This window comes from Streptomyces sp. NPDC111520, from assembly GCF_055635295.1.
The window spans coordinates 526,952-549,761 of record NZ_JBVKBW010000003.1; the positions used below are offsets into that span (position 1 = coordinate 526,952).

Genomic DNA, 22,810 nt, shown 5'->3' on the forward strand with positions numbered 1-22,810 from the left:
ACATCGTCCTCCGCTAGGCTCGCGGGATGTCCGAGGTCACCGCCCTCTCCCGTCCGCGCCCGCGAGCGGCGTCGTGGGCCCGGCTGGCGCTGCTGGTCGTCCTGCTGTCCGGGGCCGCCGCCTCGGTGCTGGTGTGGGACCCCCAGCGGCTGCTCGCGCACGGCTGGCCCGTCCAACTCACCGGTGTCGCGGCCGTGGTGCTCTTCGCCGCGGGCTACGGGCTGTGCGCCCTCGCCTTCGTGCCGCGCCCGCTGCTCAACGTCGGTGCCGGGGCGCTCTTCGGCGCCCAGGCCGGACTGCCCGCGGCCCTCGCGGGAACGGTGCTCGGCGCAGGCCTCGCCTTCGTCCTCGGCCGCCTCCTCGGGCGGGACGCGTTGCGCCCGTTGCTGCGCGGGCGGGTGCTGCTCGCCGCGGACCGCCAGCTCAGTGAGCACGGCTTCCGCACGATGCTGGCGATGCGTCTGTTCCCCGGCGTGCCCTTCGCGGCGGCCAACTACAGCGCGGCGGTCTCGCGGATGCGGCTGGCGCCCTTCCTGCTGGCCACGGCGCTGGGCAGCGTGCCCAACACGGGGGCCTACGTCGTCGCCGGGAGCCGCGCCGCGACGCCCACGTCGCCGGTCTTCCTCGTCGCGATGGGCTTCATCGCGGTCACCGGCCTCGCCGCCGTCGTGGTCGCCGCCCGCACCCGCCGCAGGCGATGACCTCGCGCTGGGAGGTTCCGCCTTCCAGCAGGGAGGGAGCCGGTCGTGGCGGCGGTCCCGGTTCCCGGCGGATGATCAGGGCGCGGACACCGGCGCACGAGGCTCGGGCGCGGGCCGGCACCGGGCCGGGCGCGTCCGCAGCCATCCGCCGTCGCCGAGGAGTCGTGCTGTGCACCGGACGTTCTTCATCACCGCCGTGGGCAGTGGCCTGGGCCGCGCCTTCGCCGAGGAGGCCCTGGCGGCGGGGCACCGGGTGATCGGTACCGTCCGAAAGGCCGAGCAGGCGGCGGCGTTCGAGGCGCTGGCGCCCGGCCGGGCCGTCGGCAGGGTCCTGGACGTCACCGACGAGGACGCCGTCGTCGCGGTGGTCGACGAGGTCGAGCGGACCGTCGGCCCGGTCGAGGTGCTGATCAGCAACGCCGGCTACGGCCTGGAGGGGACCGTCGAGGAGTCCACGATGGGCGACCTGCGGCGCCAGTTCGACGTCAACGTCTTCGGCAGTGTCGCGGTCATCAAGGCCGTCCTGCCGCACATGCGCCGGCGCCGTGGCGGCCACGTCTTCTCGGTGTCGTCCATGGCGGGCCTGACCGCCCTGCCCGGTGTCGCGTTCTACGGGGCCAGCAAGTTCGCGATGGAGGGGATCGCCGCGTCCCTGGCGCAGGAGGTCGCGGGCTTCGGCGTCCATGTCACCTCCCTGGCCCTCGGCTCGTTCCGTACCGACTGGGCCGGCCGCTCGATGGTGCGCGCCCCGCGCACCGTCGCCGACTACGACGCCCTCTTCGACCCGATCCGCGCCGCGCGCCAGGCCAAGAGCGGCAACCAGACCGGCGACCCGGTCCGTGCGGCGCGCGCCGTGCTCCGGGTCCTGGAGGCCGACGAGCCGCCGCTCCACCTCGTGCTCGGCAGCGATGCCCTGCGCCTGGTCGAGCGGGGGCAACGGCAACTGGCCGGCGACCTCGCCGCGTGGGCCGACGTGACGGCGTCCACGGACTTCCCCGCCGACGCCTGACCCGGCGGCGCCTGACCCCCGGACACCTGACCCGGCGGCGGTGATCACGCCCCGCCCGGGTCCGGCTTCGCCGGGGCCCCCAAACGGTGCCAGGCGTGGCTGCATCCGTCGGCGCAGTAGCGCCCCCGCCTGCGCTCGTCGGCGACCGCGAGCAGCGCGATCAGCAGGCGGAAGGCCTTGACCCGCTCGTCCTGGGGCAAGTTGATGATTTTCGTCAGCTGCTCGGGGAGTCGGCCCCGGGTCAGGAGCACGGCCGGTGTGTGGGTCGGCCGGATCCCGGCCCGGCGGCGCTCTCCTCGCCGTCCTCGCGGGTGGCGCGTGCCTGGAGGCAGTACCCGGCCAGGTCCCGGAGGACCTCGAACTGCTCGTCGGCGCTCGAGCCGGCGAACCATGCCACGCCCCCGGGCAGGGGGCGCAGCCCCTGGGCCAGTTCGTTGAGGATGACCTCGCGCTCGTTCACTCCGCCCCCAGAGCCCGCCCGGCTGCTGCGTTCCACCGGCATCGAACCAGATCGCGGAAAAGGTGCGCGCACCGGGCCCCCACGGCCGGTGGACCGTGCCGGTCCGGCCGGTGCACGACCGGCGAGAGTTCATCGTCGGCGACCTGGTGCGGTTGCTTGTTTCACGGCCTTCGCTCGCCACGCACCGCGGCGTCGGCGGATTTTTCTCCGCGTGGCCTTTCCCCGGGACGAGGAACGTGGCGTGGACCTTCTTTCCGCGACTCTTTCCAGGTGTTCCGGCGTGAACCCGCCGTCGAAGGCGAGGGCGACATTTCCGCACACGAAGGCCGTGCCGGAGCGGTGGCTCCCGACGCTCCCGATCACGCCCGAGGTAGGGCGAAGGCCGCCGGCCGCCGGAATTCGGGGGAGGTCGAAATGGCCGGTGAATTTCCCGAGGGTCGTGGCCGCAAAAGTACGGACCGCGGGGACCCGGGAATTCGGCCGCAGGTGGCGGCCTTTCCCGTCCGAAGGAACGATGTGCGGTGGGCTTCCCTATACTTTGGTATAGAAGTCCGCCGAGGACGCCCGATATGTTTTGATGCGGGCCGGGACGGCGCTTACGGTTGCGTGCGTGATCGATGTGAGACGGGCCCTGCACGGGCATCCGCGGCTCATGGACGCGGGCGTGGTGGTCGCGGCCGCCGGGCTGACGGTGCTCGTCATGCGGGTGCAGCAGTCGGGGCAGCACGTGTACCCGCAGCTGTCCAGCGGCGCCTCATTCACCTCCCTGCTGCCGGGCGCACGCCCGTTCCAGACGATCGCCCTGCCGGCCTGCGTGGCCCTGTTCTGGCGCCGGCGTCACCCGGTCGCGCTGGCCCTGGCCCTCGTGGCGCTGACGGTGGTCTGCCCGGTGGTCGTCCCGCTGCTGGTGGCGCTGTTCACCGTGGCCGCCACCCGTCCCCCGCGGACCACGCTCCTGGTCACCGCGGTGGCGCTGCTGCCCGTGCTCGCGCAGTCCGTGCTCGCCTCGTACTCCGGGCCGCTGACCGCCGCCGCGGCGGTGTCCGCGGTGGCGTGCGTGGGCGGCGCCGTCGGCTGGGGCCTGTACGTGGCCGGGGTGCGGGAGCGGGCCGCGCGGGCGGAGCGGGAGGCGGACCTGCGGGCCGAGCAGGCCCGGCAGCACGCCCGGGAGGAGATCGCCCGGGAGATGCACGACGTGCTGGCACACCGGCTGACGCTGCTCAGCGTGCACGCGGGGGCGCTGGAGTTCCACCCCACCGCGTCGCCGGCCCAGGTCGCCGAGGCGGCCGGGGTGATCCGGCAGAGCGCGGGCCAGGCGCTGGAGGACCTGCAGGACGTGCTGCGCGTCCTGCGCACCCCCACGGTCAGCGCGCACGCCGAGCCGCCGCAGCCCGCGGTGGCCGACCTGGAGCTGCTGGTCGAGGAGTCACGCGCGGCCGGCGCCACCGTCGAGCTGCACCAGGACACGGAGGACCTGACGACCATGGACCCGGCCACGAGCCGAGCCGCGTACCGCATCCTGCAGGAAGCGCTCACCAACCACCGCAAGCACGCCCCGGACGGCCCGCTGCGGCTGTCGCTGACCGGCGGGGCCCGGCAGGGGCTGACCATCACGGCCCGCAACCCGGTACGGCCGGACCGCGCCGCGCACCCCGCGGGCGCCGGTCAGGGCCTCGTCGGGATGGAGGAGAGGGCGGCCCTGGCGGGCGGCACCGTGCGGCGCACCCTCACCGCCACCGGTTTCGCGCTCGAGGTCCGGCTGCCGTGGACGAGGTGACCCGCGTCCTGATCGTGGACGACGACCCGTTGGTGCGCTCGGGCCTGCGCATGATGCTGTCCGGCGCGCAGGACATCGAGGTGGTCGCCGAGGCCGCCGACGGCACGGAGGTCCTGCCGCTGGTCGACGCCCACCGGCCCGACCTCGTCCTGATGGACATCCGGATGCCGCGGATGGACGGTCTGAGCGCCACCGCCGAACTGCGGCGCAGGCCCCGGCCGCCCGAGGTGCTGATCCTGACGACGTTCACGACGGACGGCTACGTCCTGGAGGCGTTGCGGGCGGGCGCGGCGGGCTACGTCCTCAAGCACACGCCGCCCGCCCAGATCGTCGCCGCGGTGCGGAACGTCGTGGCGGGCGAGCCGGTCCTCTCCCCGGCCGCCGTCAAACAGCTCATCGGGGCCGTCACGGCCCCCGGCGACGAGGCCGGCGGCGCGGGCACCGCCGACCGGGGCGAGGCGGAACGGCTGCTCGGCCTCCTGGGGCAGCGGGAGCGGGAGGTCGCGCTCGCGGTGGCGCAGGGCAGGACCAACGCCGAGATCTCGGCGGCGCTGTACATGAGCGTCGCCACCGTGAAGGCGCACGTGTCCCACATCCTCACCAAGCTCGGCCTGAACAACCGCGTCCAGATCGCCCTGGTGGTGTACCGGGCCGGCCTGGCCTGACGACGGGTCAGTCGCCCCGGCGCAGGCCGGCGACGAGGAGCCCGGCCAGGCGGCGCGCGTCGTAGCGCGGATCGGCCTCCGCGCCGATGCAGAGATTCCCGACGCCCCGCATGAGCGCGTACGCCTCCACGTCGGAGCGGATCTCGCCCGAGGCGGCGGCCGCGTCGAGCAGTCCGGAGCACACGGGCAGGAGGCGGTCGAGGAAGTAGGCGTGCAGCGCCTCGAAGCCGGCGTTGTCGGACCGCAGCACGGCGGCGAGCCCGTGCTTGGTCACCAGGAAGTCGACGAAGAGGTCGATCCACCGGGCCAGCGCGGTGTACGGGCTCGCGCCGCCCGCCAGCAGCGCGGGCGCGGCCTCGGCGCAGGCGTCGACCTGGTGCCGGTAGACGGCGACGATCAGGTCCGCGCGGGTCGGGAAGTGGCGGTAGATGGTGCCCGTCCCGACACCGGCCCGGGCGGCGATGTCGCGTACGGGGGCCTCCACGCCCGACGCGACGAAGGCCGCGGCGGCCGCCTCGAGCAGGCTCTCCTGATTGCGCCGGGCGTCCGCCCGCGGGGACCTCTCGACCACCGTGCCGCTCCTCCCACGAACCGTGCTTGCCAAAACGGAACCACGTTCCGTATCTTTAATGGAACGAGGTTCCGTTTCCTCATGATGCCAGGGCGCTCGCCCCGGGACCAATCCGTGCGCGCTTGCGCCGCGCGACGCCACCCACCCGCAAGGGAGAACACGCTCATGCAGTACCGCACCTTGGGCCGCACCGGTGTGCAGGTCAGTTCCCTCGCGCTCGGCGCGATGAACTTCGGCAGCATCGGGCGCACCACACAGGACGAGGCCACCGCCCTCGTCGACGCCGCCGTCGAGGCGGGGATCAACGTCATCGACACCGCCGACATGTACGGCGCAGGCGAGTCGGAGGAGATGGTCGGCAAGGCACTCGCCGGCCGCCGGGACGACATCGTGCTGGCCACGAAGGCGGCCATGCCGATGGGCGAGGAGCGCAACCACCGCGGCGGTTCCCGCCGCTGGCTCGTCAGAGCGCTGGAGGACAGCCTGCGCCGGCTCGGCGTCGACCACGTCGACCTCTACCAGATCCACCGGTGGGACCCGGCCACCGCCGACGAGGAGACCCTGTCGGCCCTGACCGACCTGCAACGCGCGGGCAAGATCCGCTACTTCGGCTCCTCGACCTTCCCCGCGTACCGCATCGTGCAGGCCCAGTGGGCCGCCCGCGAACACCACCTGGGCCGCTACGTCACCGAACAGCCCGGCTACTCCGTCCTCCAGCGCGGTGCGGAGACCCATGTGCTGCCGGTGGCCGAGGAGTACGGCCTCGGCGTGCTGGCGTGGAGCCCGCTGGCCTCGGGCTGGCTGTCCGGGGCGATCCGCGAGGGCCGCGCGGTCACCACCAGCCGCTCGTCCTTCATGCCGGAGCGCTTCGACACCGCGCTCCCGGCCAACCGGGCCCGGCTCGACGCCGTGGAGCGGCTCGCCGCGCTCGCCGACGGCGCCGGCCTGACCATGGTCCAGCTCGCCCTCGGCTTCGTGACGGCGCACCCCGCCGTCACCGCCGCGATCATCGGCCCCCGCACCCCGGACCACCTGCGGGCCCACCTCGCCGCCGCGGACACCGTGCTCGGCGACGACCTGCTCGACGCGATCGACGAGATCGTCGCCCCCGGCCTCGACCTCGCCCCGCACGAGAAGTTCGACACCCCGCCGGCCCTGCTCGACCCGTCCCTGCGCCGCCGCCGCGCCTGACGCCCGACCAGGGGGCCGGTCCCCGCGCCGGCGACGGCACCGGGGGTGGTCGGTGCGGCCGGCGGCGTCACCACCGCCGGCCCGGGCCGGCCGATCCGGGCCCGACGGACCGCTCCCGGCTAGCCCTGGACGACGCCCGGCCAGTCGGCGTAGCGGATGCGGGAGATCTCCAGGACCTCGCCGGTCGTGCCCCACTCGTCCTTGCCGAGGCGGGCCAGCGGGCGGAGCTTGCGGACGTCGGGGTGGCCCTCGGCCATCGCGGCCTCGGAGACCGCGGCGTGCACGACACGGCCGAAGACCACGGTGGAGTCGCCGAGGGTGACCGTGCTGTGCAGTTCGCACTCCAGGGCGACGGGCGAGGCGGCCACACGCGGCGGCTTGACGGCACGGCTGGGCTCGCGGGCGATGCCGACCGCGTCGAACTCGCTGACGCCGCGCGGGAAGTCGGTGGCGGTGGCGTTGATCTGCTCGAAGAGGTGCTCGGGCGCGAGGTTGACCACGAACTGCCGGGTCTCCTCGATGTTGCGCAGCGAGTCCTTCCGTCCCACGGAGGTGAACTGCACCACCGGCGGGCTGACGCACGCGACGGTGAAGAAGGAGTGCGGTGCGAGGTTGGCCGTCCCCGCCTCGCTGAGCGTCGAGACCCAGGCGATGGGGCGCGGGACGACCACCGAGGTCAGGAGCTTGTAGAACGGGGTCCGGCCCATGGCCTCGGGATCGAAATCGATACGCATGGCCGACAGTATCCCCCTCGGCGGGTACGGATCCTCACCGACCTGTCCGCCCGGCCGGAGGTTCCGGCCACCGTGCGTGTGCGACCTCCGTTGAATGCGGCCGCCGCACGGGGCCGGAAGGCCGTGCGGGGCGGGCGTGCACCCACCCCGCACGACCCGGCCGGACTCGGCGCGCCCCCCTCGCCGACCCACCGTGAGCGGTGCCTACGGCATCGTCGCGCCCTGGATGGAGGCGGAGTCGAACTGGTTGATCGCCGACTGGGTGACGTCGTGGGACGTGGAGAAGATGCCCGCGTCCTGCGTCGCCGCGGCCGAGGCCAGCGTCACGGGCTGACCGATCGGGACGTAGTTGGCGCCGTCGTAGGAGTACGAGGCGCTGAACGAGGTGCCCGAGCGGGTGAGCTTCACCCAGATGGGACGGTAGATGTCCACCCCGGCACGGCGTCGGTGTCCAGGTACCCGTCACCGTTGGCGTCCCACTCGAACACCACGCCGTTACGGGCGGTGACGGCGACCACAGCGTACCCGGCGGAACTGCCCGCCTTGGTCATGTCGTTGCGGACCATGACCCCGGACTTGGCCCAGGCGTTGGCGTCGTTGACCGACACGACCCGGGTGGACACGCTCGAGTCGGCCTTGAAGCCGGACCGGTAGATCGAGCCGAACTGGTCGTCGTGCTGACCGCCGGCGCCCCACACGTCGGCGCCGGCCGCCGCGATCCCGAACGCCTTGCCGTTCTGGCCGAAGTACGAGCCGACGGCCGAACCTCCCGCGGTGCGGAAGGCGGGGGCGACCGGTCCGCCGGCCGGGCACCCGCTGAAGCCGAACTGGTTCGCGTTGAGCGACGTGCGGTACTGCGGCGCGACACCGGCCTGGCAGATCACGTCCCGTGCGCCCGCGGGCCAGCCGGCGCCGTTGACCTTCACGTTGTTGATCAGCTGGTTGTTGTGCGCCGCGGCGTTCGGCGTCGAGGCTCCACCGGAGTTGTACCAGTTGTTCTGGATGACGTTGTCACTGGTGTTGTTGCGGAGGCTGTACGCGTTGGTGAAGAGGAAGGAACCGCCCTGGACCACGTTGTTCTCGTACGTGGTCGAGCGCGTGCCCTCGTCGAGGTAGAGGCCGACTCCCGAGATGTTGAACAGGTAGTTCTTGGTGACCACGGTTCCCGGGCTCGCGGAGAGGTTGTAGACCGACCCTCCGTCGGCGAAGCGGGCCTTGGTGTTGTGCACGAGGTTGCCCTCGACGCGGTTGTCCTTGAGCGTCGTCGGCGTCGTGTACTGCGTGTTCCACTTGTAGTAGCCGCGGTCGACGTAGTCGTTCGAGCCCCCGGCGTCGTTGATGCCCCAGCCGTAGCCGGTGTCGATGCCGTCGTAGGGGACGTTGGAGACCTCGTTGTGCAGGATGCGGGCGCCGGTGACGTAGGTACTGAGGATGCCGCTGTTGTCCTTGTAGTCCACCGCCACACGGTTGATCGTGTTGTCGGAGATCAGGACGTTCCGGTTGGTCATCCTCGGATCACTGGGGTGGTGTGCGTCAGGCAGCACGCCGCCGACCGCGACGCCGTGCCCGCTGTTCTCCGTGAACCGGTTGCCGACCACCTCGACGTCGGCAGCGCCCAGCCCGACTCCGGTGGCCATGGCGTTGGCATCGTTCCCGATCCCCAGCGCCGACTGGCCGAGGTTGGTGAACGTGTTGCCGGTGAACGAGATGCGGGCGGCGGCGGAGACCTGGACGGCGGCGGGCTCCTGGTACCAGCTGGTGCGGGCTCGTTCGAACATCTCACAACCGCGCGAGCAGTTGGTGAAGGCGTCGGCGGGGCGGTAGTCGTAGGTGCCCTTGATGAACAGGCCGTTCTGCTGGTCCGCGTACCCGTCGGTCGAGGGGCCGAGCCAGGAGGTCCCGGAGAACTGGATGCCCTCGAAGGACAGACCGGTCACGGGCTCGTCGTACGTCCCGCCGATGCTGACCAGCGTCTGCAGGCGGGGCAGCTCGATGTCGAGCTGGTTGGGGTCGACCCCGTCCGCCGGCTTGTAGTAGAGCTTCCCGGCGTCCGGCGATATGTACCACTGGCCGACCTGGGTGAGGAAGCTCAGTGAGTTGTCGAGGTACCAGCTCGGACCGGCCAGGAACGAGTTCTGGACGGTGTCCCAGCCCCAGGTGTTGTTGTCCCAGGCCGGCTGCGCCATCGTGATCCCGGTGGCGCTGATGCTCTGCACCGGGGAGTAGCGGTTGGTGAAGTCACCGAGGGACTCGAACTCGATGCGCCCCTGGTCGGGGAGCGTGGCGAGGTAGCTCAGGGCCGGGTTCTTGAAGGTCAGACCCGTCGCGGTGGGAGTGACGTCCGCGTTGGCCAGGCGGATGGCGGCGCGGGGGGCGATCACGCCGTTCACGTAGAGCTGGCGGGTGTCGAGGCCGCTGGGGGTATCCGCCTCCCAGATGCCGGACCCCGCAGCGGACTTGGACCAGCCGGAGACCTCCGAGGCGCCGGTGACGACGGGATGTGCGCCGGGTTCGGCGGCCCAGTGGACGGTGTGGTCGCCGCCGTCGTCGTCGGGTCCGAACCGCAGCGGCTCGGACAGGCGGTAGGTGCCGTCGGCGAGGTGGACGACTACGTCACCGTGCTTGGCGGCCGGGCGGACGACATGCTGCGCCCGCTCCAGCGAGCACGGCTGCGACTGGCTGCAGTGCCCGGCGTCCTTGCCGTCCGGTGCGGCGAAGTACTCCGCCCGGGGCGCGGCCTGAGCCTGAAGAGGAATGAGCGCCGATGCGATGACGGCGCAGGCGCCGAGCGCCGCGAGGGTGCCCGTCCGGCGTCTCCATCGTCTGCTCACCGAGCGTGTCGAGTCTGACGTCGATGTCATGTTCGATCGCTTCCTGTGATAGGGGCGTTGATGCCCGCCACAGAGTTAGCATACGTATTATGTTTGCGACAAGATACATATGACGTTCTAACTCAAGCCCTGGAGAACCGACTTGCCCGGACCGGGTCGGGGACGAGCCCGGTGACGTGCAGCTCCTCCCACAGCGCGTCCGGGATCACCGCCCGGTACCGCGCGACGTTGCTGCGCACGTGCTCCTCGGTGCGCATCCCCGTCACCACCGAGACGACCGCGGGATGGCGCAGCGGGTACTGGACGGCGGCCGCGGGCAGCTCCACGCCGTACCGCTCGCAGACCGCCGCGATGCGGACGGCACGTTCGACGACGGCCCGCGGCGCAGCCCCGTAGTCATACGGCGCCGAACCGTCGACGGCCGCGCTGCTCAGCAGCCCGGAGTTGTAGACCGCCGCCGCGACGACGCCGACACCGCGGGCGGCGGCGACGGGCAGCAGATCGTCCAGCGCCGACTGGTCGAGCAGGGTGAAGCGCCCGGCGACCATCACCACGTCGACGTCGGTCCGCCTGACGAACTCGGCCGGCATCGCGGCCTGGTTCATGCCGACGCCGATGGCACCGACGACGCCCTGCTCCCGGAGCTCGGCCAGAGCGGCGATCCCGCTCGACGACGCCGGCCCCCAGTGCTTGTCCGGGTCGTGCAGGTATGCGATGTCGAGCCGGTCCGTCCCGAGCCGTGCCAGTGACTCCTCGACGGACCGGAGGATCCCGTCGCGGCTGAAGTCCCAGACCCGTCTCTTCGCCGCCGGCACGACAAACCCGTCGTCGTCGGGCCGGTGAGCCGTTTCCGGGCTGTCCACGAGCAGGCGCCCGGCCTTCGAGGAGATGACCGCACCTCGCACGGTCACCGCACGCAGGGCGTTCCCCAGGCGGCGTTCGGAGAGCCCGAGGCCGTAATGCGGCGCGGTGTCGAAGTAGCCGATCCCCTCCTCGGCCGCGGTGCCGACGGCGCGATGCGACGCGTCGTCGGTCGTCTCGGTGAACAGGTTGCCGAACTGGGCCGCGCCCAGGCCCAATTCCGTGAGCCGGTGCCCGGTGCGCAAGGCCCGGGTCGGGAGCGTCTGCTGCGTGGATGCGGGGTCGCGCGGCGGCGGTTCGCTGGTCATGCGGGCGACTATAGCGGTGACAGCATACGTATGATGTTTCCTGCTAGGGTGCGCAGGGCTGCGGGCCGGGACGGCCCGCGACGGAGCGAGGAGGGCCGAGCGGCATGTTGGCGGCACGTTACACAGGCGCGCGCACGATCACGGTCGAGGAGCTGGAACCGGCTGAGCCGCGTGCGGGGGAGGTCCAGGTCGCTGTGGCCTACGTCGGGATCTGCGGCACGGACCTCCATGTGTTCCACGGGGACATGGACGGCCGGGTCGACAGGCCGGCGACCATCGGGCACGAGATGTCGGGCACGATCGCGGCCCTCGGCGCGGGCGTGGAGGGCTGGTCGGCGGGTGACGCGGTGACCGTCATGCCGCTTGCCTGGGACGGCACATGCCCGGCCTGCCGGGCGGGGAACGAACACATCTGCCAGAACCTGGACTTCATGGGCATCGACAGCCCCGGAGCCCTTCAGGAGTACTGGACCGTACCGGCGTCGGCACTCGTGCGGCTGCCCGCGGCGCTGCCTCTGCGGGACGCCGCGCTGGTGGAGCCCGTCGCGGTCGCGGTCCACGACGTACGGCGTTCCGGACTGGCCGCGGGCGACAAGGCGGTCGTCATCGGTGCGGGTCCGATCGGTGTTCTGATCGCGCTCGTCGCCGCCTCGTCCGGTGCCGAGGTCGTGATCGCCGAGATCGACCCGACCCGGCGGGCCGCCGCGCAGGAGATGGGACTCACGACGCTGGACCCCTCGACGGTCGACCAGGTCGCCTGGGTGGAGAAGTGGACGGACGGCGCCGGAGCGGACGTCGTGTTCGAGGTCTCCGGTTCGGCCGCCGCCGTTCTCGGCGCCACGAGCCTGGCGAAGGTCCGCGGCACGCTCGTGGTGGTGGCCATCCACCCGCAGCCGCGCCCCGTCGACCTGCACCGCGTGTTCTGGCGGGAGTTGAGGCTGCTCGGGGCACGGGTCTACCAGCGCCAGGACTTCGAGCGCGCCGTGGAGCTCGTCGCCGGGGGCGCCGTCCCGGCCGGGAAGCTCATCACGGGCGTCGTGCCCCTGGGTGAGGTCGCCTCGGCCTTCGACACCCTCGAAACCGGGCAGGCGATGAAGCTGCTCGTCGAGGTGAGCGCGTCATGAACCCGTTCGACCTGACCGGACGTCTGGCGGTCGTGACGGGGGCCAAGCGGGGCATCGGGTTCGCCGTCGCCGAGGCCCTGGCCGCGGCCGGTGCCGACATCGTCGCCGTCTCCGCCACCCTCGATCCGGCGTCGTCGGCGATCGGCGACCGCGTACGCGCGCTCGGCCGGGAGTTCTCGGGACACCGCGTCGACTTCGCGGACCGGCGGCAGGTGACCCGGTTCGCCGACGAACTGGCCGCGGGCGAGCACCCGGTGGACATCCTGGTCAACAACGCGGGGACCATCCGCCGCGCTCCCGCCGCCGACCACTGCCTGGAATGGTTCGACGAGGTGCTCGAAGTCGATCTCACGAGCACGTTCGTGCTCAGCCAGGTCCTCGGGCGGCGGATGCTGGACGCGCGGTACGGGCGCATCGTCTTCACCGCCTCCCTGCTCTCCTTCCAGGGCGGGATCAACGTGCCGGGTTACGCGGCCGCCAAGTCCGGTGCGGCGGGTCTGATCCGGGCGCTCTCGAACGAGTGGGCCGGACGCGGTGTCACCGTCAACGGCATCGCCCCCGGCTACATCGCGACCGACAACACCCGGGCGCTCCAGGACGACCCCGACCGGTCCCGCGCGATCCTGGAGCGGATCCCGGCGGGACGGTGGGGCACGGCGGAGGACATCGCCGGCGCCGCCGTGTTCCTGGCGTCGGACGCCGCGCGCTACGTCTCCGGGACGATCCTGCCGGTCGACGGTGGCTGGCTCGGCCGATAGGGCCGGACGGGTACCTGCCGCCCTTCGGGGAGGCGGCAGGGCCGTTCCGCCGCCGGCGTCGGCGGCCTGCTCGGCATGAGGCGCCGGGTGGGACGTGCCGGGACCGTCGCCCTCCGTCCGCGGGGCGTTGACGGCGCCGGAGGCAACGGTGTCGGCACGAAGGTCGTCGATCGCGACGCGCCGACCGGCCCCGCGACGCGTCATGGGTGCCGGTCGGCGTGAGGAGCCGGCCCGGTAGGTACCGCCCGCGGAGCGTCCGGTCATTCCGCCCGCGCTCTCGGACCGGCTCCCGCTCGGTCAAGGACCGTTGACGCGCCGCGAGATGGCGGTCGTGGTCGGCATGGACGCGGTGCAGGCCGTAGTCGAGGAGCGGGCGGATCCCGCATCGTCCGCGTGGCAGTACGCCTCTGACCCAGCCCGGGCGGCGTACACAACCACCGCTCGATCCAGCCGAGTTGAACTGAGTCCACGGGAGCGCGTACGACGCGGCGGCACCAGTTCCTCCAGGGCCTCGTTCCAGCCTCGCGACCCCCAACCACCAAGCCCCCGAGGGCAACTGCTCAAGATGATGCTGCTCCAGCCCGTGACAAACATCATACGTATGTTCTACAGTCCTCGCGCGGAGTCGTCAGAGAAGTCGACAAGACAAGGACATCCCATGGCCGGAATCCATACTGTGGTGCGTTCGCGCCGTAAGGCGCCGACCGTCGCCGTGATATGCGCCGCAACGGCGTTGCTGGCCCTCGCTGGTTGCGGCGGCCAGGGCAGCTCGGCGAACGGGGAGTACGGCTTCCCCGAAGCCAAGCAGGAGGCCTCCTCGACGATCACCGTCTGGGTGGACGCCGACCGGCAGGCCGCCACGAAGGCGTTCCAGGCGAAGAACCCGGACACCAAGATCAAGGTCGTCACCTACGACGGCTCGGCCAACGGGTCCAACTCCTTCCGGACGAAGATGCAGCTCTTCGACCGCGCCGGCAGCGGCTGGCCCGATGTCGTCTTCTCCAGCCAGAACAACGACGCGTCGTGGGCCAGCCAGAAGAACGGCGGCAAGCAGGCGTTCGCCGCGGTGCTCGACAAGGGCCTGGTCCCGAAGGACACGCTCGGCAACTTCACCCCGGGCTCGCTCAACCCGTGCACGGTCGAGGGCCGCGTGTACTGCCTGCGCAACGACCTCGCGCAGGCGGTGCTCTGGTACGACAAGTCCCAGCTGGACAAGTTCGGCTACGCCCTCCCGACCACCTGGGAGGAGTACCAGGCGCTCGGCGAGAAGGTCGCCAAGGAGCACCCCGGCTACATCGTCGGGACGGCCGGGGACGCCTGGACGCCCGAGGTGTTCATGTGGGGGAGCAAGTGCCAGGCCAATAACGTGACAGGCCCCAAGTCCGTCACCGTCAAGACGGACTCGGCCGAGTGCAAGCGGGCGGCCTCGATGCTCGACACCCTCCGCGGCAACGGAACGGTGCCGGTGGTCAGCGTGTTCACTCCCGAGTTCCTGAAGAAGTACACGGGCAAGGTCCTGATGATGCCGGGTCCGGCCTGGTACGCCGGCGCGATCTTCAACAACCCGCAGTCGCTCAATGTGAAGGCCGGGCAGCTCGGCGTCGCCGCGCCGCTGCCGTGGAAGGGCGAGAGCGAGGCCGCGACCGGCAACGTGGGCGGCGGCACCTGGTTCGTCTCCAGCCACTCCAAGAACCTGAAGGCCGCCGAGAAGTTCGTCCAGTTCGTCACCACGGACGACGCGTACCAGGTCGATGTCGCACCGGGGTACCCGGCGTACGCGCCCGCCGCGCAGAAGTGGGTCGCCAAGCAGGAGGCGAGCAAGTACTACGCCACCCCGCTGGAGCCGGTGGTGACCGCGGCGTCGCAGGTCTGGGACGGCTGGGGCTACCCCACCTTCAGCCAGGAGGCGATCTGGGCGAAGACGATCACCCCGGGGGTCACGGGCGGCACGTCGATCGTGGACCTGCTTCCGGACTGGCAGACGGCGATCGCGAACCAGGCCAAGGTCAACGGATACACGGTGAAGTGACATGACCCTCGCTCCCCCGAGTGACCGGCCGGCCGTCGACGCCCCAGGGCGCCGGCGGTCGGGCCGGAGCGGCGGCCGGCCGCCCGGCCGCGCCTTCGCCCGCAGTCCCATCGGCTACCTCTTCGTCTCGCCCTACGCGCTGTTCGCCGTCGCCTTCGGGATCGTCCCCTCGCTCTACGCGGTGGTCCTGGCCTTCACGAACGCCGACGGCGGATTCGCGGGCTTCGACAACTTCACCAAGGTCGTGGGCGACTTCCGGTTCTGGCCGGCCGTGTCCCACGTGACCGTCTACCTCGTCATCTGGCTCCTCGCGCTGGTCGTCCTCGTCGTCGGCCTGGCGCTGGTGGTCCACGCCGTGAGTGTGCGGTGGGTGAGCACGACCCTGCGCTTCGTCTACTACCTGCCGGGCGCGCTCGCGGGCGCCTCCAGCGTGCTGCTGTGGCTCTTCGTCCTCGATCCGACCGCGAGCCCGGTCAGCGGTCTGCTCTCGGCGATGGGGTTCGACAGCTTCGTGCAGGTGATCCAGCCCGGTCACCTCCCGGCGATCTTCGCGATCATCGCGTTCTGGACCGGAGCGGGCGGATGGATCCTCATCATGTACGGAGCGCTCAACAACATCAGCACCGACGTGATCGAGGCCGCCCGCATCGACGGTGCGAACGCCGTGCAGATCGCGCTGCGGATCCAGCTGCCGATGCTGCGCAAGTGGGTCGCGTACATGGGCGTCATGTCGCTCGCGGCCGGCACCCAGCTGTTCGTCGAGCCACAGCTGCTCAGCCAGGCCAGCAACGCGGTGGTGCCCAACGACTACTCGCTCAACCAGCTGGCCTACCAGTACGCCTTCCAGCAGAACGACTTCAACGGCGCGGCCGCGATCTCGCTGATCCTGCTGGTCGTCGCACTCCTGCTGTCCTGGGTGTTCGTGACCCGCGGCGGCCTCTTCGAGAAGGAATGACCATGGCAGCACTCTCCGCCGATCGCCGCCGGCCGAGCCTCAGCGGGTGGAGCGGTCGGTCCATCATCGGCGTCCTGCTCGCCGTCTTCGTCCTGTTCTTCGCGGTTCCGATCATCTGGCTGCTCCTCGCGGTCACGAAGTCCTCGAAGACGCTCGTCGTCGGCAACCCGTTCTCCATCGGGTCGTGGTCGGACCTCGCCACCAACTGGCACCAGTTGTTCGGCTTCCAGGACGGGGCGGTGACGACCTGGATCGGCAACTCCGCGCTGTACGCGGTCGGCGCTCTGGTGATCACGCTCCTCGTGAGCATCCCCGCCGGCTACGCGCTCGCGCTCACGGAGTTCAGGCTTCGGCAGGCGCTGCTCGTGCTGACACTCGTCGTCATGCTGATCCCCAACACCGCGCTGGTGCTGCCCATCTTCCTCGAGCTGAACAGCATCGGCCTGATCGGGAGCCCGCTGTCGGTGATCCTGCCCATGTCGTTCTTCCCGTTCGGCGTCTACCTCACCTACATCTACTTCTCGACCAGCATCCCCCGTGACATCCTCGCGGCCGCGCGCATCGACGGCTGCAACGGGTTCCAGGTCTTCACCCGGGTCGCCCTTCCGCTGGCCGCCCCGATCGTCGCCCTGGTGGCGTTCTTCAGCTTCGTGCAGAACTGGAACAACTTCTTCCTCCCGTTCGTCATGCTGCCCTCGAGCGACGGCTACCCCGTCCAGGTCGGGCTCACCTCGCTGCTGGCTTCGACCCCGGCCTTCAACCCCAGTTCCGCGGGATCCGACTCCGTCCAACTGCCCACCCTGGCGCTGGGAACGATCGTGTCGATCCTGCCCGTCCTGGTCGTCTTCCTGTTCTCCCAGCGATTCCTGGTCGCGGGCATGACAGCAGGAGGAACCAAGGAATGACCGCTCGCACACGCAAGGAGAACCACCGCCGATGAAGATCACCGGGTACCGCAGTCTGAGCACCGTTCACGACTGGGGCAGGATCACCGGGGACGTCAACGGTGTCCAGCCCGGCCACGCCACACCAGTCCCGGTCCTCGTCATCGAGACAGACGCCGGGATCGAGGGAGTCGGCCTCGGGTCCCACGCCGACATCGCCCGGGTCTTCCCCGCGATCGAGGGGGACGACCCGCGGTCGGTCACGGCGCTCTACGACCGGATGCTCGACTGGGTGTTCAAGGCCGGCCACTCGGGATCCACCTTCGGCACCATCGGGGCCGTCGACATGGCCCTCTGGGACATCAAGGCGAAGGCCGCCGACGAGCCGCTCTGGCGGACCCTCGGCGCCCGCGAGCGCTTCGTCCCCGGGTATGCGTCCGGCCTCGAGTACGGCCTGACCGACGACGAACTCGCCAGCCTCTACGGCCGGTTCGCGGAGCGCGGGTTCAAGGCCGGCAAGCTCAAGGGCGGCCGCGACCTCGACCGCGACCTGCCCCGGCTGGAGATCATGCGCGACGTCCTCAGCCGCAACGCCCGCCGGCCGGCTCTGATGTTCGACGCCAACGAGGCATGGAACCACGCCCAGGCGGCCCGGTACGTCGCGGCCATCGAGGAGCGGATGGACCTCACCTGGGTGGAGGAGCCGCTGCGCCGGTGGGACGCGGCCGGCATGGCCTCGCTGCGCGGGAAGGTACGGGCGGCGATCGCGAGCGGCGAGAACCTGACGGGGCTGGAGCAGTACCGCCCCCTGCTCGACGCCAACGCGGTCGACATCGTGCAGGTCGGCAACGTGTGGGGGATCACCCACTTCCTGCGCGTCGCGACGCTCGCGCACGCCCACGACCTGCCGGTGAGTCCCGTCGCGTACAACGCGAACCCGGTGGCGCACGCGGCCGCCGCCGTGCCGAACCTTCTGACCTTCGAGGTCCAGGACCTCGTCTTCCCCGTAGGTCTGGACGTCGACCAGCAGTTCGACGACGGAGGCATCGTCCTGGGCGACCGGCCGGGCATCGGGATCGTCGTCGACGAGTCGAAGATGTCCCCGGCCGACGGCCCGGCGCCCCTGCCGGCGCTGACCGGACCGCACATCCGGCCCGAGCGGGCCGCCCTGCGGCTGGTGGCCGAGCCGGACGTGATGGAGAACCCGTCGTACCGCGGAGGCCGACTCTCATGACCCGTTCCCCCGAGCGCAGGGCCTTCGTCGTGGGCGTGCGGCCCGAGAAGCGCGATGAGTACCTGGCGCTGCACCGTGCCGTCTGGCCGGGCGTCGAGCGAAAGCTCACCGAGTGCAACATACGCAACTACAGCATCTTCGTCTTCGGCGACATCCTCTTCGCCTACTACGAGTACGTCGGCGAGGACCACGAGGCGGACATGCGGCGGATCGCCGACGACCCGGTGTCGCAGGAATGGTGGACCCACACCGACCCGTGCCAGGTGAGGATCGCCGAGGAACGTGATCCCGGGGCGCTGTGGCAGCCGGTGGAGGAAGTGTGGCACCTCGCATGAACGCCGGCATCGACGCCCATGTGCACCTGTGGGACCGGGCCCTGGACCCGCAGGACTGGATCGACGCGGAGACCATGGCACCGGTCGCCCGCGACTTCGGGGCCGTTGATCTGAGCGGGATGCTCGCCTCGACCGGACTCGACGCTGCCGTGGTCGTGCAGTCGAGCAACAGCCTCGACGAGAGCATCCGGCTCGCCGCGCTGGACTCGCCGGCCGTCGCCGGCCTCGTCGCGTGGGTCGACCTCACGGCGGAGGTGGGACCCCAGCTCGACCGGATCCGCGAGAACGCCGCTGTCCCCGTCGTCGGGGTGCGGCATCTGGCCCACATCGACCCGGACCCGGAGTGGTTGACGCGTGAGGACGTCGGCGCGGGCCTCGGCGCGCTGGAGCGGGAGGGTCTCTGCTTCGACCTCGTCGTGCGTGAGTGGCAGCTCCCCCAGGCGACCCGCCTGGCCGCGCGCCACGACGGACTCCGCTTCGTGCTCGACCACTTGGGCGGTCCGCCCGGGCCCGGGCAGGACAGGACCACGTGGGCGGCGCGGCTGCGGCAGCTCGCACGGCAACCGAACGTCGTCGCAAAGGTCTCGGGACTGACGTCGGGCCTCGCCTGCGGATCATGGCGTGCAGACGATCTCGCCGCCCCGGTGATGATCGCTTTGGGTTCCTTCGGCCCTGAGCGTCTGCTCTACGGCTCCGACTGGCCGCTGGCCGAGCTCGGCGGGGGCGTGGCGCCCTGGAAGTGCGCTCTGGAAACCCTGCTCCCCGGGCTCTCCGCCTCGGAACGCGCCGGTGTGTTCGGCGGCAACGCGGCCGACGTCTACTCGCTGGCCTGATCGCGCGCCCGGCCGCGCGCCCGCGGCGCGTGGTCGGGCAGCCGCCGGCGCTCCCACGCGATGTGGATGTGGTCGTGCATCGCCTTCTGGGCCGCGGCGACGTCCTGCCGCGAGATGGCGTCGACGATCGCCGCGTGTTCCTTCAGCGTCAGGGCGAACGCGTCGGGCGGGTCGATGCCCTGGTAGCGGCTGGACTCCACGGCGCGTTTGTACAGGTGCTTGGCGATGTTCTCCGCGAGCCGGTTGCCGGAGAGGTCCATGACCGCGTAATGGAACATCACATCGGCCTGCCGGAAGGAGTCCGTCTCGGTCTGGCTCTCACGCATCGTGTTCAACGCGTTCTCCAGCCTCCGCAGACCGTCCGCGCTGCGGGAACCGGCGACCGCGCCCGCCATGGCCGACTCCAGGCTCGCCCGCACGATCGTCAGCTCGTCGAGGACACCGAGCGTCTCGTCGTTGTCGATCAGCGCGGAGAGCACCACCGGGTCGAGCATGTTCCAGTAGCCCGGCGCCCGCACCTGGGTGCCGCGACCCTGGGCGACGATCACCAGGCCCTTCTCCTCGAGCCGCTTCACCGATTCCCGCAGCACCGTGCGGCTCACGCCGAAGTGCTCGCTCAGCGGACCCTCCGGGGGCAGCAACTGGCCTTCCTGCAACTGGCCCGTCACGATGAGGTCGACGAGCTCGGCAACGACGGCGACACCCAGGCGGCCGGCCGGCAGGCGTGGCGGGAACAGACGGGTCGAGGGCTGCGGCTCGGTTGGCATACGTATGACCTTATCGCTCAGTCAATACCGCGGTCGAAGAGGTTCCGGTAGCTTGCGGCGCCCAGTATCCCGGTCGCCGTCCGCGCCGGGTCACCAGGACACCTCGCGGATGGTCGCCTTGCTCTGCGGGGTGGTGGTGGCGACGATCTCGGAGCGGTGCCGGTCGCCGGAGAAGGTCACCGTCAATTGCTGCGCCCCGGCGCGCCGGGTGGAGACGGTGAACCCGCTGGCGGGCACGGCCGAGACGAGGCACACGGCGTCCTCGCCGAAGCGCACCGAGGCCTGGCCGCCCTGCGACTGCAGGGTGTGGACCCCCGCGCCGCCGGTGCCGCAGTCGACGGGCGTGGCGGACGGGGGGCGGGCGGTGCGGGTGGCGGGCGGGGTGGTGGCCGGCCGGACCGGGGTCCGGGTGGGCCGGCGCACGGTGGTGCGGTCGGGGGTGCGCTTCGCGGCCGGGGACGCCGGTGCGGAGTGCGAGGGAGAGGGGGAGGGGGAGGGGGAGGGAGGTTGCGCCGCGGAGGGGCTGCCGGCGGCGAGCGCGCTCTCGGGGACGTCCCGCGCGACGGGCGGCGTCGGGCGCGTCGAGCCCACCACGAAGCCCACGGTGAGCATGACCGCGGTCACGCTGACCGCGGTGCACGAGAGCCATATGACGACGTAGCGCAGGTACCGGGGCACGCCGCCATCTTTCCCGACCGGCTACTGTCCCTCCACATGGCATCCGTACTCCTGGTCGAGGACGACCCCGCGATACGCGCGCGGCTGGTCGAGGTGCTGACCGCACACGGCCACGTGGTCCACAGCTCGGCCTACGGTTTCGAGGCGCTGCGGCAGGCGGCGCAGCGCCCGCCGGACGCGGTGGTGCTCGACCTCGGGCTGCCGGACCTGGACGGGGTGGACGTGCTGCGGATGCTGCGCGGCATCTCGCGGGTCCCGGTGCTCGTCACGACCGCCCGCGACGAGGACAGCGAGGTGATCCGGGTGCTGAACGCGGGCGCCGACGACTACCTGGTGAAGCCGTTCTCCGGGGGCCAGTTGGTGGCCCGGCTGACGGCGGTGCTGCGCCGCTCGGCGATGGCCCCGGCACCGCAGCCGCAGGGCCCGGCCCCGGAGGGCCCGGCCGGCGGGCTGCGGGTGGGCGGTCTGCTGATCGACGTACCGGCCCGGGTGGCATACCACGACGGGCGGGAACTGCGCCTGACCAGGCGGGAGTTCGACCTGCTCGCCTATCTGGCCGAGCACGCCGGCCGGGTGGTGCCGCGCGGCCGCATCCTGGCGGACGTGTGGCAGCAGTCCTACGTGGAGGACCAGACGATCGACGTCCATCTGTCGGCGCTGCGCCGCAAGCTGGGCGAGCGGGCCTCGCAGCCGCGCTACCTGCACACCGTCCGGGGCGTCGGCATCAAGCTGGTGACGCCGCGATGAGACGCGCCCTGGCGGGGGTGGCGCTGGCGGTGACGTCGATGGTGGCGCTGTCGTTCCTGATCCCGCTGGCCCTGCTGGTGCAGTCCGAGGCCCGTACGCGGGCGACCACCGTCGCCGAGCAGCGGGCCGCGGCGCTGGCGCCGGTGCTGGCCCTGACCACCCGGCCGGCGGACGTCCAGCAGGCGGTGGCGGGTCTGGACTCGGGCGACCACCTGAGCGTGCGGCTGCCCGACGGGCAGGTGGTCGGCACGGTGCACGCCTCGCAGGAGGCCCTCGACCGGGCGGCCCACGGGCGCCGGACGATGGCCTCGGACACCTCCGCGGGCTGGGTCTACCTCCAGCCGGTGATCCTGGCCCGGGACCGGGTGGCGGTGGTGGAGGCCTTCGTCCCCCGCGCCGACCTGGACCGCGGGGTGAAAGCCTCCTGGGCGATGATGGCGCTGCTGGCGCTGGGCCTGGTGGCGGGGTCGGTGCTGGTCGCGGACCGGCTGGGGGCGCGCGTGGTGCGGGCCTCCCAGGGCCTGTCCCGTGCCTCGCGCTCGCTCGGCGCGGGGGAACTCGGCATCCGGGTCGAGCCGGCCGGGCCGCCCGAACTGCAGGAGGCCGGGGCGGCCTTCAACACCATGGCCGACCGGGTCGTGGAACTGCTCGCCATGGAGCGGGAGCTGGTCGCGGACCTCTCGCACCGGCTGCGGACCCCGCTGACCCGGTTGCAGCTGGAGGCCGAACGGATCGCGGCGCAGGTCCCCGGCTACCGGGGCGAGGACCTGGAGGCCGCGATCGCGCACCTGGAGAGCGAGCTGGACTCGATCATCGACACGGCCCGCACACCGCTGTCGGCGCCGCCCGAACGCCCGGGCCGCGCACCGGAGTGCGACGCGTCGGCCGTGGTGCGCGGCCGGGTCGAGTTCTGGTCCGTCCTGGCGGCGCAGCAGGGACGCGAGTGCCGCCTGGAGGCGACGACGGAGGAGACCGCGGTGCCGCTCGGCGAGGACGACCTCGCGGCGGTCGTCGACGCGCTGATCGGCAACGTGTTCCGGCACACGCCGCAGGGCACGGCGCTTGCGGTCACGGTGGCCAGGGCCGGCCGGGCGGTGCTGCTCACGGTGGACGACGCGGGGCCGGGGATCAGCGACCCGGACACCGCCCGGGCCCGCGGGGTGAGTGTCGGCGGGTCCACGGGCCTCGGGCTGGACATCGTGCAGCGGACGGCGGCCGCCGCCGACGGCGGCATGGAGATCACCAGGGGCCCGCTGGGCGGCGCGAGGGTGCGGGTGACGCTCGGGCTCGCCGGCGGGCCGCCTGTGGGGGGAAGGAAAGCGGCCCGACGCACGAGGCGTCACCCGCACCCGGCCTGA

Annotated in this window: 22 protein-coding genes and 1 pseudogene; 15 read left to right on the plus strand and 8 right to left on the minus strand. The window is 71.8% G+C overall.

Annotated features, from left to right (window positions below; all coding sequences use genetic code 11):
• Window positions 1-26: 26 nt before the first annotated feature.
• Together ACZ7MY_RS09855 and ACZ7MY_RS09860 are read left to right on the plus strand one after the other, a co-directional pair.
• Entirely contained in the window at window positions 27-701 is a 675-nt protein-coding gene (locus ACZ7MY_RS09855; protein ID WP_499600787.1) for a TVP38/TMEM64 family protein, read from the plus strand.
• Window positions 702-870: 169 nt separating this feature from the next.
• The gene (locus ACZ7MY_RS09860) at window positions 871-1,710 is read left to right on the plus strand and encodes an oxidoreductase (protein WP_499600788.1); all 840 of its coding nucleotides are present in this window, start codon (window positions 871-873) and stop codon (window positions 1,708-1,710) included.
• 44 nt (window positions 1,711-1,754) lie between these two features.
• Here ACZ7MY_RS09860 and ACZ7MY_RS09865 read toward each other — a convergent pair.
• Window positions 1,755-2,212 (minus strand): annotated as a pseudogene (locus ACZ7MY_RS09865) (DUF5958 family protein).
• A 568-nt stretch (window positions 2,213-2,780) separates the two neighbouring features.
• On the opposite strand from ACZ7MY_RS09865, the gene ACZ7MY_RS09870 reads away from it, so the two are divergent.
• Window positions 2,781-3,947, plus strand: a complete 1,167-nt coding sequence (locus ACZ7MY_RS09870; RefSeq protein ID WP_499600789.1) for a sensor histidine kinase — start codon at window positions 2,781-2,783, stop codon at window positions 3,945-3,947.
• Window positions 3,935-4,612: a response regulator transcription factor gene (locus tag ACZ7MY_RS09875; RefSeq protein ID WP_499600790.1), complete on the plus strand. Its 678-nt coding sequence runs from the start codon at window positions 3,935-3,937 to the stop codon at window positions 4,610-4,612. The genes ACZ7MY_RS09870 and ACZ7MY_RS09875 overlap by 13 nt, the downstream gene beginning before the upstream one ends.
• A 7-nt stretch (window positions 4,613-4,619) precedes the next feature.
• Here ACZ7MY_RS09875 and ACZ7MY_RS09880 read toward each other — a convergent pair whose 3' ends face one another.
• Window positions 4,620-5,183 carry a TetR/AcrR family transcriptional regulator gene (locus tag ACZ7MY_RS09880; protein ID WP_499600792.1) on the minus strand — a complete coding sequence of 188 codons (564 nt, stop codon included), beginning with the start codon at window positions 5,181-5,183 and terminating at the stop codon, window positions 4,620-4,622.
• A gap of 165 nt (window positions 5,184-5,348) precedes the next feature.
• Between ACZ7MY_RS09880 and ACZ7MY_RS09885 the strand changes: the two genes are divergently transcribed.
• Window positions 5,349-6,374: an aldo/keto reductase gene (locus ACZ7MY_RS09885; protein WP_499600794.1), complete on the plus strand. Its 1,026-nt coding sequence runs from the start codon at window positions 5,349-5,351 to the stop codon at window positions 6,372-6,374.
• Between the two features lie 119 nt (window positions 6,375-6,493).
• Here ACZ7MY_RS09885 and ACZ7MY_RS09890 read toward each other — a convergent pair whose 3' ends face one another.
• The 4 genes from ACZ7MY_RS09890 to ACZ7MY_RS09905 form a co-directional block, all read right to left on the minus strand.
• Window positions 6,494-7,108 carry a flavin reductase family protein gene (locus tag ACZ7MY_RS09890; protein ID WP_499600795.1) on the minus strand — a complete coding sequence of 205 codons (615 nt, stop codon included), beginning with the start codon at window positions 7,106-7,108 and terminating at the stop codon, window positions 6,494-6,496.
• Window positions 7,109-7,312: 204 nt separating this feature from the next.
• Window positions 7,313-7,540: a hypothetical protein gene (locus ACZ7MY_RS09895; protein ID WP_499600796.1), complete on the minus strand. Its 228-nt coding sequence runs from the start codon at window positions 7,538-7,540 to the stop codon at window positions 7,313-7,315.
• Window positions 7,513-9,969 carry a right-handed parallel beta-helix repeat-containing protein gene (locus tag ACZ7MY_RS09900; protein WP_499600797.1) on the minus strand — a complete coding sequence of 819 codons (2,457 nt, stop codon included), beginning with the start codon at window positions 9,967-9,969 and terminating at the stop codon, window positions 7,513-7,515. Before ACZ7MY_RS09900 ends, ACZ7MY_RS09895 begins: the two co-directional genes overlap by 28 nt.
• A gap of 92 nt (window positions 9,970-10,061) precedes the next feature.
• Window positions 10,062-11,108, minus strand: a complete 1,047-nt coding sequence (locus ACZ7MY_RS09905) for an aldo/keto reductase (protein ID WP_499600798.1) — start codon at window positions 11,106-11,108, stop codon at window positions 10,062-10,064.
• A 104-nt stretch (window positions 11,109-11,212) separates the two neighbouring features.
• Between ACZ7MY_RS09905 and ACZ7MY_RS09910 the strand changes: the two genes are divergently transcribed.
• The 8 genes from ACZ7MY_RS09910 to ACZ7MY_RS09945 all read left to right on the plus strand — a co-directional run bounded on the left by ACZ7MY_RS09910 (window position 11,213) and on the right by ACZ7MY_RS09945 (window position 19,260).
• On the plus strand, window positions 11,213-12,232 hold the full coding sequence (locus ACZ7MY_RS09910; protein ID WP_499600799.1) for a zinc-dependent alcohol dehydrogenase: 1,020 nt from the start codon (window positions 11,213-11,215) through the stop codon (window positions 12,230-12,232).
• Window positions 12,229-12,990, plus strand: coding sequence for an SDR family oxidoreductase (locus tag ACZ7MY_RS09915; protein WP_499600800.1), 762 nt, complete (start codon window positions 12,229-12,231; stop codon window positions 12,988-12,990). Before ACZ7MY_RS09910 ends, ACZ7MY_RS09915 begins: the two co-directional genes overlap by 4 nt.
• A 658-nt stretch (window positions 12,991-13,648) precedes the next feature.
• The gene (locus ACZ7MY_RS09920; protein ID WP_499600801.1) at window positions 13,649-15,019 is read left to right on the plus strand and encodes an ABC transporter substrate-binding protein; all 1,371 of its coding nucleotides are present in this window, start codon (window positions 13,649-13,651) and stop codon (window positions 15,017-15,019) included.
• Between the two features lies 1 nt (window position 15,020).
• A complete protein-coding gene (locus ACZ7MY_RS09925) occupies window positions 15,021-15,974 on the plus strand; it encodes a carbohydrate ABC transporter permease (RefSeq protein WP_499600802.1) in 954 nt (317 codons plus the stop codon).
• A gap of 2 nt (window positions 15,975-15,976) precedes the next feature.
• A complete protein-coding gene (locus ACZ7MY_RS09930) occupies window positions 15,977-16,879 on the plus strand; it encodes a carbohydrate ABC transporter permease (RefSeq protein ID WP_499600803.1) in 903 nt (300 codons plus the stop codon).
• Between the two features lie 31 nt (window positions 16,880-16,910).
• Window positions 16,911-18,092, plus strand: coding sequence for a mandelate racemase/muconate lactonizing enzyme family protein (locus ACZ7MY_RS09935; protein WP_499600804.1), 1,182 nt, complete (start codon window positions 16,911-16,913; stop codon window positions 18,090-18,092).
• On the plus strand, window positions 18,089-18,427 hold the full coding sequence (locus ACZ7MY_RS09940) for an L-rhamnose mutarotase (protein ID WP_499600805.1): 339 nt from the start codon (window positions 18,089-18,091) through the stop codon (window positions 18,425-18,427). Before ACZ7MY_RS09935 ends, ACZ7MY_RS09940 begins: the two co-directional genes overlap by 4 nt.
• Window positions 18,424-19,260 carry an amidohydrolase family protein gene (locus ACZ7MY_RS09945; RefSeq protein WP_499600806.1) on the plus strand — a complete coding sequence of 279 codons (837 nt, stop codon included), beginning with the start codon at window positions 18,424-18,426 and terminating at the stop codon, window positions 19,258-19,260. The genes ACZ7MY_RS09940 and ACZ7MY_RS09945 overlap by 4 nt, the downstream gene beginning before the upstream one ends.
• Here ACZ7MY_RS09945 and ACZ7MY_RS09950 read toward each other — a convergent pair.
• Both ACZ7MY_RS09950 and ACZ7MY_RS09955 read right to left on the minus strand, forming a co-directional pair.
• The gene (locus ACZ7MY_RS09950) at window positions 19,245-20,027 is read right to left on the minus strand and encodes a FadR/GntR family transcriptional regulator (RefSeq protein ID WP_499600807.1); all 783 of its coding nucleotides are present in this window, start codon (window positions 20,025-20,027) and stop codon (window positions 19,245-19,247) included. The two genes, ACZ7MY_RS09945 and ACZ7MY_RS09950, sit on opposite strands and share 16 nt — an antisense overlap.
• Window positions 20,028-20,117: 90 nt before the next feature.
• Window positions 20,118-20,705, minus strand: coding sequence for a hypothetical protein (locus ACZ7MY_RS09955; protein ID WP_499600808.1), 588 nt, complete (start codon window positions 20,703-20,705; stop codon window positions 20,118-20,120).
• 36 nt (window positions 20,706-20,741) lie between these two features.
• On the opposite strand from ACZ7MY_RS09955, the gene ACZ7MY_RS09960 reads away from it, so the two are divergent.
• Window positions 20,742-21,452: a response regulator transcription factor gene (locus ACZ7MY_RS09960; RefSeq protein WP_499600810.1), complete on the plus strand. Its 711-nt coding sequence runs from the start codon at window positions 20,742-20,744 to the stop codon at window positions 21,450-21,452.
• Window positions 21,449-22,810, plus strand: coding sequence for a sensor histidine kinase (locus tag ACZ7MY_RS09965; protein ID WP_499600811.1), 1,362 nt, complete (start codon window positions 21,449-21,451; stop codon window positions 22,808-22,810). The genes ACZ7MY_RS09960 and ACZ7MY_RS09965 overlap by 4 nt, the downstream gene beginning before the upstream one ends.

Excerpts from the sequence above, each read along its gene's own strand:
- ACZ7MY_RS09935 (WP_499600804.1), top strand. The coding sequence starts at position 16,911 with ATGAAGATCACCGGGTACCGCAGTCTGAGCACCGTTCACGACTGGGGC.
- ACZ7MY_RS09890 (WP_499600795.1), bottom strand. The coding sequence starts at position 7,108 with ATGCGTATCGATTTCGATCCCGAGGCCATGGGCCGGACCCCGTTCTAC.
- ACZ7MY_RS09960 (WP_499600810.1), top strand. The coding sequence starts at position 20,742 with ATGGCATCCGTACTCCTGGTCGAGGACGACCCCGCGATACGCGCGCGG.
- ACZ7MY_RS09920 (WP_499600801.1), top strand. The coding sequence starts at position 13,649 with ATGGCCGGAATCCATACTGTGGTGCGTTCGCGCCGTAAGGCGCCGACC.
- ACZ7MY_RS09940 (WP_499600805.1), top strand. The coding sequence starts at position 18,089 with ATGACCCGTTCCCCCGAGCGCAGGGCCTTCGTCGTGGGCGTGCGGCCC.
- ACZ7MY_RS09965 (WP_499600811.1), top strand. The coding sequence starts at position 21,449 with ATGAGACGCGCCCTGGCGGGGGTGGCGCTGGCGGTGACGTCGATGGTG.
- ACZ7MY_RS09925 (WP_499600802.1), top strand. The coding sequence starts at position 15,021 with ATGACCCTCGCTCCCCCGAGTGACCGGCCGGCCGTCGACGCCCCAGGG.
- ACZ7MY_RS09945 (WP_499600806.1), top strand. The coding sequence starts at position 18,424 with ATGAACGCCGGCATCGACGCCCATGTGCACCTGTGGGACCGGGCCCTG.
- ACZ7MY_RS09930 (WP_499600803.1), top strand. The coding sequence starts at position 15,977 with ATGGCAGCACTCTCCGCCGATCGCCGCCGGCCGAGCCTCAGCGGGTGG.
- ACZ7MY_RS09855 (WP_499600787.1), top strand. The coding sequence starts at position 27 with ATGTCCGAGGTCACCGCCCTCTCCCGTCCGCGCCCGCGAGCGGCGTCG.
- ACZ7MY_RS09885 (WP_499600794.1), top strand. The coding sequence starts at position 5,349 with ATGCAGTACCGCACCTTGGGCCGCACCGGTGTGCAGGTCAGTTCCCTC.
- ACZ7MY_RS09950 (WP_499600807.1), bottom strand. The coding sequence starts at position 20,027 with ATGCCAACCGAGCCGCAGCCCTCGACCCGTCTGTTCCCGCCACGCCTG.
- ACZ7MY_RS09900 (WP_499600797.1), bottom strand. The coding sequence starts at position 9,969 with ATGACATCGACGTCAGACTCGACACGCTCGGTGAGCAGACGATGGAGA.
- ACZ7MY_RS09905 (WP_499600798.1), bottom strand. The coding sequence starts at position 11,108 with ATGACCAGCGAACCGCCGCCGCGCGACCCCGCATCCACGCAGCAGACG.
- ACZ7MY_RS09915 (WP_499600800.1), top strand. The coding sequence starts at position 12,229 with ATGAACCCGTTCGACCTGACCGGACGTCTGGCGGTCGTGACGGGGGCC.
- ACZ7MY_RS09910 (WP_499600799.1), top strand. The coding sequence starts at position 11,213 with ATGTTGGCGGCACGTTACACAGGCGCGCGCACGATCACGGTCGAGGAG.